Raw genomic sequence first — 14,735 nt, forward strand, 5'->3', positions numbered from 1 at the left:
TTATGAAATCATTTGTAGAATATTCATCAAATTCAGACTTTTCAATACATAATATTCCGTTTGGAGTTGCAGTTTTCAACAAAGAATATATCGGATGTTGTACAAGAATCGGAGATCAGGTGATTGATCTTGCGACTTTGTTCGACCTTGGATATTTTGAAGAAATCGAAGGGCTCGACGATAATATCTTTGAAGCATATACCATCAACGAATTTATAGAACTGGGAAAACCGGTGACGAATGCTGTTCGTTTAAAAATTCAGGAATTATTGCAGGAAGGTTCCACATTGTCAAAAGACGAAAAAACCATCGAAGAAGCATTCTACGATTTGGATCAGGTAAAAATGATGATGCCCTTGCACATCCCGAATTATACCGATTTTTACAGTAGCATTGAGCACGCAACCAACGTTGGAAAAATGTTCAGAGATCCTGCCAATGCCTTATTACCAAACTGGAAACATCTTCCGGTAGGTTATCACGGAAGAGCTTCATCTATCGTAGTTTCGGGAACGGAAATCAACCGTCCAAAAGGTCAGATGAAACCTGCAGATGCTGACAAACCGGTTTTCGGACCATGTAAACAATTAGACTTCGAATTGGAAATGGCGTTCGTCATCAACAAAAACACGGAGATGGGCGAAAGCATTTCTACAAAAGATGCCGAAGACGCAATTTTCGGAATGGTTGTTTTCAACGACTGGTCTGCTAGAGATATCCAGTCTTGGGAATACGTTCCACTTGGACCATTTTTAGCTAAAAATTTCGGTTCTTCTATTTCTCCTTGGGTGGTTACCTTGGAAGCTTTAGAGCCATTCAAAACGACTTCTCCTACACAAGATCCTGAAGTTTTAGATTATTTAAAATTTGAAGGAGATAAAAATTACGACATCAATCTTGAAGTATACTTGCAGCCGGAAAATGGTGAGCAAAATCTGATCTCTGAGAGTAATTACAAGCATATGTACTGGAATATGACACAGCAATTGGCGCATCATACCGTAAATGGCTGTAATGTAGAAGTTGGAGATCTATACGCCAGCGGAACAATTTCAGGAAGCGATCCAAAATCTTTCGGTTCTATGCTTGAGTTGACATGGAGAGGGCAAAATCCTTTACAACTAAGCAACGGACAGGAAAGAAAATTCATCGACGACAACGATACCGTAACTATGAAAGCTTGGGCTGAAAAAGACGGTGTGAGAGTAGGTTTCGGTGAAGTTTCAGGTAAAATTATTCCTGCGAAATAATTACAATTTTAAACAAATCATAGAGATGCTTCGATTTCGCTCAGCATGACATCGCTACAAATAGACTGTTAAAATACTACTTTTTATAACAGTTAGTATTAGAGAAATGTCATGCTGAGCTTGTCGAAGCATCTCTTTTCATATCATTAAATACTTAAATTTCAAGTATTAAAAACAAAATAAATGAAAACAGTAAACCCCTCTGAAATAACTCCCGTACAACTTCAGCTCATTATGCAAACAGCCGTTTCACCACGTCCGATTGCATTGGCTTCAACGGTTGACAAAAATGGAACGATAAATTTATCTCCATTCAGTTTTTTCAATATGTTCAGTACGGTTCCTCCGATATTGATTTTTTCACCATCGAGAAGAGTTCGTGATAATACCACAAAACATACTTTAGAAAACGTTTTGGAAGTTCCGGAAGTAGTGATCGGAACAGTGAATTTCCCAATTGTACAGCAGATTTCTTTAGCATCAACAGAATACGGAGACGGCGTAAATGAATTCGTTAAATCCGGTTTAACCATGAAAGATGCTGATTTAGTCCAACCAAAATTAATTGAGGAATGTCCTGTAAATTTTGAATGTAAAGTTTTAGAAGTAAAACCTTTGGGAGATGAGGGCGGTGCCGGAAACTTAGTCATTTGTGAAGTTCAGAAAATTCATATTAGAGAAGAATATCTTAACGAACAAGGAAATCTGGATCAAGCAAAACTGGATATGGTGGCTCGTTTAGGAGGAAATTGGTATTCGAGAAATAATGAAGCAAATCTATTTGAAGTTCCGAAACCATTGGTAACCAAAGGAATTGGTTTCGATCTACTTCCCAATGAAATTAAATTCAGTAAAATCTTTACAGGAAACGACTTGGGAATGTTAGCGAATGTTGAGGTTTTACCTTCCGGAGAATATTATTCCGATGAAAATATTCACCAAGATGCTCAGCAATTATTGCTTGAAAACAAGATTGAGGAAGCCTGGAAAGTTTTAATTAAATAATTTATGGCGGGAAGTCAGGAGCGGGAAGATGGAAGTTTTAAAACCGTAAAAAAAGCAGTATAATTTAAACCTCCATCTTCAAGCTTCCATCCTCCAGCCATTACTCATTCACAATTTTTTCATTGATAAATTCCACACACTTATCAACCACTTCATTCAGATCTTTCGGCATTTCATTCTCTTCCCAAGGCTCTTTAGCTCCAAAAGTATGATTGGCATTTTCAATGAGATATAATTCCGAATTCGGGTTTAAAATATGAAGATGCTCGGCATTTTTTACGCTTACCGATTCATCATTTATCCCGTGAATAATTAAAACGTGAGCTTTTGCCATTTCCGTGGCTCTTTCAACATCAAAACGATGCTCATCTTTTTCAAAATCTTGATAAAACTGATAATAATGAGGCATTTCCTGCTTCGTCCTTCCATTCACCACATAATAAACACCTGCTTCTTTCCATTTTTCAAAAGCTTCATTTTTTGGAAAACGTTCTAAAGTATCGACACTTGCCAAGGTAATCAACCCATTAATTCTTTCATCTTCATACGTTTTAATGATAGAAATCCCTCCTCCCCGACTGTGACCAATCAAAATTATTTTCTGATCATCAACTTTTTCATCAGCAACAAAATAATCTATCACAGCGCCTAAATCTGACAATTCTTTAGAGTAATTATTATTTCCGAAAGCTTCAAGATCGGCAAAATTGTAAGGATCTTCAACCGTTGTTCCGTTGTGGGAAAAATTAAATTTAGCAAAGAAAAATCCGGCTTCTGCAAAATTTTCTGCCATTAAGTCCCAAGCTCCCCAATCTTTATAGCCTTTGTAACCATGTACAAAAATGACTAGCGGTAATTTTTCATTGGTTCCCGGATAATAAGCATCTGCAAGAAAATCTCTTGTTTCAGGGTTGGGGATGATAATATTTTGCCTTTTTGTGATTTGCATATCTTTTTGTTTTGTTGATTTTTATCTCTCGCAGATTACGCAAATCTTTTTATGCGTAAACATCTGCGTTATCTGCGAGAGCAATTTTTAGTTAATAATTAATCAAAATTGATTTTAAACTTAAAAATAGCATAAATAGAAATAAACACAAAGGAAAAACCTTATTTTTGCATCATGTTGGATTTAAGAACGGTAACCGTCATGCGTTACATTCTGCCGCTTCGTGAAGGAGGTTCGCTTCCCGCTTTGGCAGAGGCTGATGATGATTTTAAATATGTTTTGAAATTCCGTGGCGCAGGTCATGGAGTGAAAATGTTGATTTCCGAATTATTAGGTGGAAAAATCACTGAATTATTAGGATTAAAAATTCCGGAATTGGTTTTCATCAATCTTGATGTCGACTTCGGAAGAACGGAAGCAGATGAAGAAATTCAGGATCTTTTGAAAAATTCTGAAGGATTAAATCTCGGACTACATTATCTTTCAGAAGCAATAACCTATGATCCGAGTGTTCAGGTTGATCCTCTTCTTGCCTCAAAAATCGTTTGGATGGATGCCTTTATCACCAATATCGACCGTACTTTCAGGAATACGAATATGTTGATGTGGCACAAAGAATTGTGGATTATCGACAATGGTGCGTCTTTCTATTTTCACCATTCATGGCAGAATTTTGATACGGCGGCAAAAACGCCTTTTAAATATGTAAAAGATCACGTTTTACTTCCAAAAGCTTCAAAACTGGATGAAGCAGACAAATTTGCTAAAGAAGTATTGAATGAAAAAGTTTTCAGAGAAATTGTTGATATGATTCCTGAAGATTGGTTGCATTGGAACGACGCGGAAGAATCGCCGGAGGAAATCCGTGACATCTATTTCAACTTTTTGAAAACCAGATTAGAACATTCTGAAATCTTTTTAAACGAAGCCAAAAATGCAAGAGGATAAAATTTACGAATATGCGGTAATCCGCTTGGTTCCGAAGGTTGAGAGAGAAGAATTTTTCAACATCGGATTGGTGATGTTTTCTAAAAGAGAGAAGTTTATTAAGGTGGAATTTTATTTATGTCCTGATAAATTTAAACTGATGCATAGCAAACTGGATTATGATGATGTGATTCAAAATCTGGAAAGTTTCAAAAAAATTGCAGAAGGAAAAAAAGATGGCGGTCCAATCGCACAGCTCGAAATTCCTGAACGTTTCCGTTGGCTGACGGCAGTTCGAAGTGCTGTTGTGCAGACTTCCAGACCTCATCCTGGAAAATCCAAAGATCTTGAAAAGACGTTTGGTAAACTTTTTGAGGAGTTAGTAAAATAATACTCTTCAAAATAATATTCTATGAAATCATTCAATCGCAATATAATTTACAGGTTTTCTTTAAACCTGTTTTTTGTTTTATGCATCACCTTATTCAATGTTGCCTATTCTCAACCGCCACTTGAGCCGCCAGCTTCTCCAAGTGTTCTCCTGCCTGAAAAAACAGACTTTCAGAAAGATATTCCTTATAAAAATGATGATTCAGGAAAACCTTTACTTCTAGATATTTATAAGCCTAAAAATTCGACATTAGAAAAACTTCCGGTGGTGGTATATGTACACGGTGGTGCATGGGCAAAAGGTGATAAAACAGTAAGAGCCGAAAGCTATATTGAAAGTTTTATTTTAAAATTAATAGAAAAAAACTATGCAGTTATAAGCATTGACAATACTTTGGTGAATGAAACCGTGCATTTTCCTTTACCGGTTCAGGATACGAAAGATGCCGTAAGATGGGTAAGGAAAAATGCTGAAAAATATCACTTTGATGATAACAATATTGGTTTTTACGGGGCTTCCTCAGGTGCCCATTTATCGATGTTATCAGCTTATACAAACGATAACGAATATGTTGGAAGTCCTGAACTTTCTTCTTATTCCGGAAAGGTGAATTATGTGGTCAGTAATTTTGGTCCGACCGATTTAAACAAACTTTTACATACCAGATTAGGCAAAATTCCTGTGACGATTGTGGGTTGGTTTTTTAAGCCTATTGTGGAAATCAGACAAAAATTGGTCATGGGAATTTCAGGATACGATATTCAAACCGAAAAAAGAAAAGCCATAGACTATCTCGAAACAGTATCTCCTATAAATGATGTTGAAAATGCCGTTCCAACCTTTATACTTCATGGAAATAAAGATCGTGTGGCGCCGATAAATCAATCAAAAAAATTGGTTCGAAAACTTAAAAAACAAAATATTGAAACTTCTTTAGTCGTTGTAAAAGACGGAATTCACGGTTTTGGAACTACTGATAAAATATACATGGATCAGCTGAATGATCAAATGGTTAATTTCATTATTTCTCATACTAAATAGAATATTTGACAATTTATTAAACATTATTTTAAAACCATCAATACAAATTTGCTAAATTAATATACATATCATTATTTTTTATATCTAAATTAATTAACTTGGCTTTTGTTTAAATTATTTAAATCAAAACAAATAAAAAATTTAATTATTTACTTATAAAAAACTTAACTGATATGGATTTCCTAAATAACATCAACGCACTTACGCTGGTATTTGTTTCAGTGCTTATCTTCGCTATTGCTTATCGTTTCTACGGAATTTTCATGGCAAATAAAGTATTAAAACTAAATGACAGCCATACCACTCCCGCGGTAGAATTTGCCGATGGAAAAGATTATGTGGCGACCAATAAAAATGTACTTTTTGGTCATCATTTTGCCGCTATTGCGGCGGCAGGGCCTCTGGTTGGCCCTGTTTTAGCAGCCCAATTCGGTTATCTTCCGGGAGCTTTATGGATTTTAATAGGCTGTGTTTTGGGAGGCGGTGTGCATGATATGGTTGTTCTCTTCGCTTCGGTTCGTCATAAAGGACAAAGTCTAGCAACGATTGCTTCCAAAGAAATCGGGAAAACAACAGGAACGGTAGCGGGTTTTGCCATTTTATTTATCTTGATTCTTACCCTTGCTGGATTGTCGCTTGCCTGTATCAATGCAATGCACGAAGCTTCTTGGTCATTATTTACCGTTGTGATTACGATGCCGATTGCCATTATTATGGGATTAATTATGCGTTACCGAAAAAATTCAGTGACTTTTGCGAGTATTTTGGGTGGAATTTTATTGATTGCAGGAATTATCGGCGGACATAATCTGATGCAGAATGAAACCATGAACAATCTCTTTTCATGGGATATTACAACGATTTCCATTGCCATTCCTTTGTATGGATTTTTGGCTTCAGTTTTACCGGTTTGGTTGCTTTTGGTTCCGAGAGATTATCTTTCAACTTATCTAAAAATCGGGACTATTATTATGTTGGCGATTGGAGTTATCGTGATCCATCCAACCGTTCAAATGCCGGCTTTAACACAATTTGTAAACGGTGGTGGTCCGGTCATTGGCGGTCCGGTTTTACCTTTTATATTTATTGTAATTGCCTGTGGAGCGATTTCTGGATTTCATGCGGTTATTGCGACGGGTACCACTCCAAAAATGCTGAACAGAGAAAGAGAAATTCTTTTTGTGGGCTACGGAGCGATGCTGGTAGAAGGTTTTGTAGCTTTAATGGCTTTGATTGCGGCTTGTACCTTAATGCCGGGTGATTATTTTGCCATCAATACGCCGAAAGATTCTTATGATGCTTTTCTTGCTGCTCATCCATCCTTACATGGTGTTGATATAGATTATTTTTCTCAAAAGATCGGCATTGACCTTCACGGAAGAACAGGAGGAGCCGTTTCCTTAGCTGTTGGAATGGCTCATATTTTCAATAAAATCCCTTACATGGATCAGTTAATGGCCTATTGGTATAACTTCGCCATTATGTTTGAAGCAGTGTTTATTCTGACTGCGATTGACGCCGGAACGAGGGTGGGAAGATTTTTCCTTCAGGAAATGTTAGGTTCCGTTATTCCAAAATTTAATGATAAAAATTGGATGCCTGGAATTATCATCAGCAGCCTTCTTTTCACTTTCGCCTGGGGATATTTGGTTTTTACAGGAAATGTAAGCAGCATCTGGCCATTATTCGGAATTAGTAATCAACTGTTGGCAGCGTGCGGACTGATTGTCTGTACCACCATGCTGATTCGTTTGAATAGAGGAAAATACGCCTTATGTTCAGCCATTCCAGGGATTTTTATGGCAATCATTACTTTTTGGGCAGGTTACATTCAGGTGATGACGATTTACATTCCGAAAGAACAGTATTTATTGGCAATATTAGCCGTTGTTGCAATGGTATTAATGCTGATCGTCTTCATAAGAGCTTTTAGAAAATGGTATCAGCTTTTAAAAATTGATAAAACTGAAATTGATTTCTACGGAGAATCGGTGAAAGAACTTGTCGAGAGATAGTTTTTGGTTGATGGTTATTAGTTAGTGGTTGATGGTTGATTGATCTTCTTGAATACGAAGTCTGTCTATATTTTTTTATAAAATTTGAATAGTCGACAACTCCCCTAGCCCTGATTGTAACGGCATCCTTTTTGGTTGCGGGCGCAGCGAAGCGAAGCCCGTAACCGAAAAGATACAGTGGAAAGCAGGATAAAGCTCCCAATAAAAATTTAGACATATCTATCTAAATCACTATCAACTAGAAACCATCAACCAATAACTAATTCATCGGTTCCTCATACAACTGGCTTCCCCAAAACTGAATATCCCTTTCCGGTAAATTGGAATGGAAATAAATCTCTTTCATTTCTTCAATGATTTTTGCCACAGCCTCCGGATCAGTAGTCCGGATTCTTGTTTCGTGATTATCCTTTACACCACTTCCTGTAAAATTGAGTGAGCCGAGATACGCAACTTCATCATCAATAATATATATTTTACTGTGAATAAAAGTTTTATTGGAAGAATTGCTGCTATTGGGTGAAACAAAAACCTTGAAAGGAAAAAGCTGTTTATAAGTATAATGAAACACTTTTGTCCTCCTGATTTTTTTAACGACAGAATCTCTGATCAGAAATAGTAAAATAACAACTGCAAAACCATACGCGAACTTAAAATTGTTTAAAAGGTACATTAAAGGAAGCAAAACTATGCCTAAACCAATCATCGCAAAAAGCAATGTTCCGGATAAACTTTTAAGATTATCTCTTGTCTCTTTTGCTTTCTCATCGGTATGTCTGTGTTGAATGATTAACTTATGAATATTCTTGTCATGCCCATAAAAATCTTCGATTTCATCGCTGGTGATAAGCCTGATTTTAATTCCTCTTGAATGAAGATGAATCAGTTCTTTAATTAAAAAAGGAGAAAGATAAGGCGAAACAATTTTCACATTTTTTTGTGCATTTCTGATGTCTTGCATCATTTTCCCACCAGCACCTTTTCCTATATAAATATCGCAAACCGCATTGTTGTAAAACATACCCATCGTTCGAAATCAATTTTATTTTCACATCAAAGAAATAAAAATAAAAAAACTTTGCAAAATTATTGGGCTGGAAGTTAGAAGAAGGAAGCTGGAGGTTTAAAAATGATATGCACATTTTTTGACATCAAACTTCCCTCTTCCAACTTCAAGCAATTCAACATTTACTTTTTCAGCTTCTCAATTCTTTTGATTTCGTTGAGCAATAACGGAAATGCAGGGTGCGCCATTCCACCGTGATCAAAGCCCTGAAGTTCATATAAAGTCGTTTCTTTATGACCTTTCAGTTTCATCATTCGTGCCATGTAAGCGTTTTCTTCGTATCTCCCCAACAATTCTTTTTCGCGATCGCCTGTGATTAACAATAAAGGTGGGGCATCGGCTCTGATAAAATGAAGCGGTGCAAAATCATCAATTCTAGCATCCAATTCATCAATTCCTTTTTCTTTTCTTGCTGTAAAATGTGAAACCATCTGTCCGCTGAAAGGAATAATTCCAGCCAATTTATTTGCATCAATTCCGTACTTTTCTAAATACATTTTGTTCAAACCAACCATTATTGCCAAATATCCTCCCGCCGAATGTCCGGAAATAAAGATTTTATTATTATCACCTCCATAATTTTTAATATTCTTAAAAACCCAAGCTGAAGCAGCGGCCGCATCTTCAATATATTTCGGAGCATTTACTTTTGGAGAAAGTCTGTAATTTACACCGATCACAGCAACTCCTTTGTTCTTTAACTGTTCAGGAATTTCTTTTTGCCCGCCTGTCAAACCTCCACCGTGAAACCAAATTACAGTCGGGAAGTTTTTAATATTTTTCGGAATATAAATATCTAAAACACATCGTTCATTAATGTAAGCATCCGATTTATTGGTTTGTTCATCATAGTAATGAATATTATTCTCTAAACGATATTCCTGAGAAAATATAGGAATAGAAAATATAGTTACAATGAAAATAATCAAAATTTTACGCATCATAAAAACTTTTTAAAGCCTAAATATACGAATTTCACATTGTCTCAATTTGAGAAATAATTAAATTTTATCTAAATCAGAATTTGAATTATTTAATTTTTTAATGAAATCAAATACTTCACCAATAATTATTAATTTAAATTAAAATACATCAATTAATTATTTAATATTCAACCATATCTATTTATATTTACACAATAAAACATAAACACAATGATAAAACTCAATTTACTTGAAGAGACTCGCTTTGAAAAACTTCCAGTGAGCGTTTTCGAAACTAATAAAATCGCATCCATTACTATTGCGCACAGAATTGCATCCATTATCCAAAAAAAACAATCTGAAAATACTTTTGCCGTCTTAGGATTAGCAACCGGGGCAACACCTGTTTTGGTTTATGCAGAATTAGTAAGACTCCATAAAGAAGAAGGTTTAAGTTTTAAGAATGTAATTACCTTTAATCTGGATGAATATTACCCCATGCAGCCGAATGCAGTTCAAAGTTATGTCACTTTTATGAATGAAAATCTTTTCAATCATATTGATATTGAAAAAGAAAATATTCATATTCCAGACGGCACCTTAACATTAGAAGAAATTCCATCTTTTTGCCTTGAATACGAAAAGAAAATTGAACGTTTAGGCGGTTTGGATATTCAGATTTTAGGAATCGGAAGAACAGGACATATTGGTTTTAATGAACCGGGTTCTGCGCCCAATTCCGGAACGCGATTAGTAACATTGGATGATCTGACAATAAGAGATGCCGCGAAAGATTTCGGTGGAAAAAGCTTTGTTCCCACAAAAGCAATCACCATGGGAATTGGAACTATTTTTAAGGCTAAAGAAATTATTCTCATGGCCTGGAGCCGTAAAAAAGCTTCCATCATCAAAAAAGCCGTGGAAGGAAATATTTCGGGTGAAGTTCCTGCAACGTATCTTCAACTTTCTAATAATGTGGAATTTATTTTGGATCAGGATGCCGCTTCTGAGCTTACACGATTTGATACCCCTTGGCTTGTAAAAGATTGTATCTGGACGGATGATTTGATTCACAAAGCGGTTATTTGGTTAGCCAATACATTAGATAAACCTGTTTTAAAACTGACCGAAGACGATTACAATAACAATGGAATGGCACAGTTGGCGACTGAAAAAGGTCCCGTTTATAATATTAATATTCAGATTTTTAATAAACTTCAACATACCATTACCGGTTGGCCCGGCGGAAAACCGAACGCCGATGATTCTCAACGACCGGAAAGAGCCGAACCAGCGAAGAAAAGAGTAATTATATTTTCACCTCATCCCGATGATGATGTGATCTCGATGGGCGGAACATTTATACGTTTGGTCGATCAAAAACATGATGTGCATGTGGCGTATCAAACGTCTGGAAATACGGCCGTTTGGGATGATGATGTTCTTCGCTTTGTTGAATTCAATATCGATTTCACTGAAAAAATGGGAATTGATAATGCTAAACTGAAAACGCTTTATCAGGATATGCGGACTTTTTTCAGTAAAAAGCAACCCAATGAAACAGATACTCCCGAAATTCAAACTATTAAAGGATTAATTCGGAAAGGAGAAGCTATTGCCGGCGCGAGATATTGCGGTTTGGATGACGAACATATTCATTTTCAGTCGTTACCGTTTTATGAAATTCGAAAATATCAAAAAAATTCAGATACTCAGAAAGATGTTGAATTAACGATGGATTTAATGAAGAAAATTAAACCTCATCAGGTTTTTGCGGCAGGTGATTTTGAAGATCCACACGGAACGCATTTGGTTTGTTTTAATATTATTTTAGAAGCTTTAAAAGAATTACGAAAAACCGAAGACTGGCCAAAAGATTGCTGGTTGTGGATGTATCGCGGCGCATGGCATGAATTTGAAACTCATGAAATTGAAATGGCAGTTCCGATAAGTCCAAAAGAATTGGAACGTAAAAAACAGGCCATTTTTAAACATCAAAGTCAGAAAGATAAAGCCGTTTTTCCGGGAGATGATTCCAGAGAATTTTGGCAACGCGCCGAAGACAGGAATCGGGAAACAGCGAAAGCTTATGATAAACTTGGTCTGGCAGAATATGAAGCAATGGAAGCCTTTGTACGTTGGAAGTTTTAATGATGAATGTATAACAATTTTTAATTTTTTAGCCTGTTTCTTTTTTTGGAAGCAGGCTTTTTTATAAAACAAAACGGATTCAAATAAATTTGAATCCGTTCCGAAGAAATTTTTAAAACATGTTTAAAAATTAAAGTTCAGTCTTGAAAAGACATATCTTCCGTTTTGTCCAAACTGCGATGTAGAACGCGAATAGATAAACTGATCGTTATTTGTAGAAGCCGGTAAATTTTTCGTTGGATAAATATCAAAAAGATTATTAACCCCAAGCGTAAGACCAACATTTTTTGTAAACTGATAAGCTACCGAAACATCTGTAATAATTTTTGCAGTGATCTGCTGATGCTCGTTAGCTCCTACTATCCCGTCTCCATTGGCATCAATGATATCTGCTCCGGTTACTTTTCCAAAGTAGGTATTTCTAAGATAAAAAGTTGCACCTCTCCAAGCTAGATTATGAGATAAACTCGCTTTTACACGCGGAACCGCTTCTTCTAGATACACTCTTGATTTTTCAGAGAAGAATGTACTCTCCAAATTTGAAGACTGCAATAATCCCGAAGAATGAATGCCTCCTACTCTTCTGGTCTGGTTTAAATTAATCGCAAAACTGTTATCCAATTTAACTCCTGAAAACCGTGTATTATGAGCTATGACAACATCTAAACCTTTTGTCTCCGTGTCAATCGCATTTGCAAAAAATTGTCCTGCATTTACGCCAGCTGCATCAAAAGCCTCCTGAGCTGCTGTAGGAACATTCGCTCTGGTAAACTGATCGGTGAGAATTACTCTGTCATTAATTCTTGTAAAATACCCATCTGCCGTTACCGTAATACTTGCGGCTGGAATTCTATAGGTTAATCCTGCACTTACAGATTTTGATGTTTCCTGTTTTAATTTAGGAATTCCCAATAATCCTGTAATTTTTGAATCATTGCTAAAAGTACCAACTTCCAATAACTGATTATTGGTAAATAACGTAGAAGTTACATTATAATAAATCTGATGAATAGAAGGCGCTCTGAAACCTGTAGAACCTGCAAATCTGAAGTTTAAATTATCTGCTAGTTTAATTCTGGAAGCTAATTTATAGTTAAATGTAGACCCGAAATCTGAATAATTTTCATATCTGGCTGCAGCATCTACCAACAACCCATCGGTAAAGTTTAATTCAACATCAGCATATCCTGCAACGGATTGTCTGTTTTTGTTCACTGCATTTTCAGGTCTGAAACCTGCAAAAACCTGAGAGCTCCCCGCTAAAACATTTCCGAAGAAATCTGTTGGTCTTGTCCCGGCTGTACCGTCCCAAATATTTCCGTTGACATCATAGGTTGAATACGAAGCTTCTTCCCCCGCCGTAATTTTAAAATTTTCATAACGGTGCTCGGCTCCAAATGCCACGTTAATTCCGCTCCAAACATCGTATTTTTTGGAGAAATCTAAATTAATGGTATTTTGAGAAAAACGTAAACCTCCTGCATCAAATTCATTCGGAGAATTAAACCTCAACGAAGTATTTCCTGTATTTTGTATATTATAATCAAAAGAGTTTTGTCCGAATGTATTGCTGAAATCTACATTCCAACCATTCCAATCTCCTTTAATTCCTGCAGACAGCGATAAATCCTGAATATCTGTTCCGATTTGTGGTAAATATCCGTTGATATACTGTCCCGTAAATGTGCGGCTTTGATTGGGTCTTCTGTAAAAGCCGCCTGAAGTTCCACTTCTGAAACTGTATCCTCCAAAAGTATACACCTTCCAGTTATCATTAATTGGGATTTCAATATTGGCAAAAAGCTGATGGTTATTCAATTTAGATTGCCCTACCTGCATATTGAAGTCTTTTCTCGTCAATCCTCTTGCGTCTAATTCCTGATTCGTTACATCCTGCGTTAAAAGTCCCTGTAAAGCAGAAATGGTATTCGCTCCCTGAATCTGACTTTGAAAAGCTGAAGAAAAATAATCTACTCCCTGCGCATATTGATGAATATAATTGACCAATTGGGAAGAATTGGGAGTGGTATTGATGTTGGTAAACAATGAAGAAAGATTTACACCATCATTTAAAGCACGTTTTTCAATGGCATTATAGGCATTGAAAATAGTTCCGCTTTCTGTTCCTGCTCTATATGTTGGATTTCTGAATTGAGACGTCCAAGTAATATTATAAAAACCACCTTTTTTTCCAATTTTATTTCCGTAATTTAAATCAACCTGAATATTCTGACCGTCAAAATCTCCCGTGTGATCATTCGCTGTGGGCGTAAGATTTCCACCATAAGAAACCTGTCCTGCCAATTTTCCGGTATCTCTTTTCAATTCTAAATTGATCACTCCGGCAATCGCATCAGAACCATACTGAGCAGAAGCTCCATCTCTTAAAACTTCAATTCTATTCAGTGCAAAAGAAGGAATTGCGTTCAAATCTGTTCCCACTGTTCCTCTTCCTGGCGAACCATTTACATTCACTAATGCCGAGGTATGACGTCTTTTACCATTCACCAAAACCAATACCTGGTCCGGTCCCAAACCACGAAGTTGAGCAGGATCCAAATGATCCGTACCATCTGCATTGGTCTGAATGGTTGAAGTAAACGAAGGCGCTACCGCATTTAAAATTTGAGAAATATTGGTTTGAGGTAAAACTACCGAAGATTCTTTAAGATTGAAAACATCCACAGGAACCGGGCTGTCTGTCTTAGACCTTGCTCCGCCTCGTGAACCTAAAATTACCACTTCTTCTACATTGGCCGTCTTCACCGTATCTTTTTGCACAGGTTCTTTTTCCTGAGCATAGGCATAAGTTCCTAAGAAAAATAAGACTGAAGCCGAAAAAACTGTCTTTCTATTGAGCATACACTTTCCTGTTAAATTAATTGATTTGTATTTTTTTAAGTGGACAAATGTAAAGCATATTTATAAGTCTACAAAATTAATAGACTAATAAATTATAAAAAATGTTAATAGTTTAATTCTATTTTTAAGAAAAATTTAGCGGTTAGAAGCTAGGA

General features: G+C 36.2%; 11 protein-coding genes. 7 read left to right on the forward strand and 4 right to left on the reverse strand.

Annotation, left to right across the window (positions count from 1 at the left end):
• Positions 1–2: 2 nt before the first annotated feature.
• Both fahA and ABEG63_RS06990 read left to right on the forward strand, forming a co-directional pair.
• The gene (gene fahA, locus ABEG63_RS06985) at positions 3–1,250 is read left to right on the forward strand and encodes a fumarylacetoacetase (RefSeq protein ID WP_346583924.1); all 1,248 of its coding nucleotides are present in this window, start codon (positions 3–5) and stop codon (positions 1,248–1,250) included.
• A gap of 183 nt (positions 1,251–1,433) precedes the next feature.
• A complete protein-coding gene (locus tag ABEG63_RS06990; protein ID WP_346583925.1) occupies positions 1,434–2,255 on the forward strand; it encodes a flavin reductase family protein in 822 nt (273 codons plus the stop codon).
• Between the two features lie 100 nt (positions 2,256–2,355).
• Here the strand turns inward: ABEG63_RS06990 and ABEG63_RS06995 are convergent, their stop codons facing one another.
• Complete coding sequence (locus ABEG63_RS06995) at positions 2,356–3,204, reverse strand: alpha/beta fold hydrolase (RefSeq protein WP_346583926.1); 849 nt, start codon at positions 3,202–3,204, stop codon at positions 2,356–2,358.
• A 174-nt stretch (positions 3,205–3,378) separates the two neighbouring features.
• Between ABEG63_RS06995 and ABEG63_RS07000 the strand changes: the two genes are divergently transcribed.
• The 4 genes from ABEG63_RS07000 to ABEG63_RS07015 all read left to right on the forward strand — a co-directional run bounded on the left by ABEG63_RS07000 (position 3,379) and on the right by ABEG63_RS07015 (position 7,578).
• Positions 3,379–4,152, forward strand: coding sequence for a HipA family kinase (locus ABEG63_RS07000; protein ID WP_346583927.1), 774 nt, complete (start codon positions 3,379–3,381; stop codon positions 4,150–4,152).
• Complete coding sequence (locus tag ABEG63_RS07005; protein ID WP_267404929.1) at positions 4,139–4,522, forward strand: DUF3037 domain-containing protein; 384 nt, start codon at positions 4,139–4,141, stop codon at positions 4,520–4,522. Before ABEG63_RS07000 ends, ABEG63_RS07005 begins: the two co-directional genes overlap by 14 nt.
• Before the next feature lie 21 nt (positions 4,523–4,543).
• Positions 4,544–5,563, forward strand: a complete 1,020-nt coding sequence (locus ABEG63_RS07010) for an alpha/beta hydrolase (RefSeq protein WP_346583928.1) — start codon at positions 4,544–4,546, stop codon at positions 5,561–5,563.
• Positions 5,564–5,736: 173 nt separating this feature from the next.
• Entirely contained in the window at positions 5,737–7,578 is a 1,842-nt protein-coding gene (locus ABEG63_RS07015; RefSeq protein ID WP_346583929.1) for a carbon starvation protein A, read from the forward strand.
• A gap of 259 nt (positions 7,579–7,837) precedes the next feature.
• Here the strand turns inward: ABEG63_RS07015 and ABEG63_RS07020 are convergent, their stop codons facing one another.
• Positions 7,838–8,599 carry a phospholipase D family protein gene (locus ABEG63_RS07020; RefSeq protein ID WP_346583930.1) on the reverse strand — a complete coding sequence of 254 codons (762 nt, stop codon included), beginning with the start codon at positions 8,597–8,599 and terminating at the stop codon, positions 7,838–7,840.
• Positions 8,600–8,766: 167 nt separating this feature from the next.
• Positions 8,767–9,585 (reverse strand): alpha/beta hydrolase, encoded by an 819-nt coding sequence (locus tag ABEG63_RS07025; RefSeq protein WP_346584072.1) that lies wholly within the window; start codon positions 9,583–9,585, stop codon positions 8,767–8,769.
• Positions 9,586–9,798: 213 nt separating this feature from the next.
• On the opposite strand from ABEG63_RS07025, the gene nagB reads away from it, so the two are divergent.
• Entirely contained in the window at positions 9,799–11,718 is a 1,920-nt protein-coding gene (nagB, locus tag ABEG63_RS07030; RefSeq protein WP_346583931.1) for a glucosamine-6-phosphate deaminase, read from the forward strand.
• A 123-nt stretch (positions 11,719–11,841) separates the two neighbouring features.
• Here the strand turns inward: nagB and ABEG63_RS07035 are convergent, their stop codons facing one another.
• The gene (locus ABEG63_RS07035) at positions 11,842–14,580 is read right to left on the reverse strand and encodes a TonB-dependent receptor (RefSeq protein WP_346583932.1); all 2,739 of its coding nucleotides are present in this window, start codon (positions 14,578–14,580) and stop codon (positions 11,842–11,844) included.
• Positions 14,581–14,735: the final 155 nt, after the last annotated feature.

The sequence above is a fragment of the Chryseobacterium sp. C39-AII1 genome (genome assembly GCF_039672645.1).
Lineage (GTDB): Bacteria > Bacteroidota > Bacteroidia > Flavobacteriales > Weeksellaceae > Chryseobacterium.

What these genes read in the sequence shown, in the direction of transcription:
- fahA (WP_346583924.1), top strand. Translation starts at nt 3, where the DNA reads ATGAAATCATTTGTAGAATATTCATCAAATTCAGACTTTTCAATACAT.
- ABEG63_RS06990 (WP_346583925.1), top strand. Translation starts at nt 1,434, where the DNA reads ATGAAAACAGTAAACCCCTCTGAAATAACTCCCGTACAACTTCAGCTC.
- ABEG63_RS06995 (WP_346583926.1), bottom strand. Translation starts at nt 3,204, where the DNA reads ATGCAAATCACAAAAAGGCAAAATATTATCATCCCCAACCCTGAAACA.
- ABEG63_RS07000 (WP_346583927.1), top strand. Translation starts at nt 3,379, where the DNA reads ATGTTGGATTTAAGAACGGTAACCGTCATGCGTTACATTCTGCCGCTT.
- ABEG63_RS07005 (WP_267404929.1), top strand. Translation starts at nt 4,139, where the DNA reads ATGCAAGAGGATAAAATTTACGAATATGCGGTAATCCGCTTGGTTCCG.
- ABEG63_RS07010 (WP_346583928.1), top strand. Translation starts at nt 4,544, where the DNA reads ATGAAATCATTCAATCGCAATATAATTTACAGGTTTTCTTTAAACCTG.
- ABEG63_RS07015 (WP_346583929.1), top strand. Translation starts at nt 5,737, where the DNA reads ATGGATTTCCTAAATAACATCAACGCACTTACGCTGGTATTTGTTTCA.
- ABEG63_RS07020 (WP_346583930.1), bottom strand. Translation starts at nt 8,599, where the DNA reads ATGTTTTACAACAATGCGGTTTGCGATATTTATATAGGAAAAGGTGCT.
- ABEG63_RS07025 (WP_346584072.1), bottom strand. Translation starts at nt 9,585, where the DNA reads ATGCGTAAAATTTTGATTATTTTCATTGTAACTATATTTTCTATTCCT.
- nagB (WP_346583931.1), top strand. Translation starts at nt 9,799, where the DNA reads ATGATAAAACTCAATTTACTTGAAGAGACTCGCTTTGAAAAACTTCCA.
- ABEG63_RS07035 (WP_346583932.1), bottom strand. Translation starts at nt 14,580, where the DNA reads ATGCTCAATAGAAAGACAGTTTTTTCGGCTTCAGTCTTATTTTTCTTA.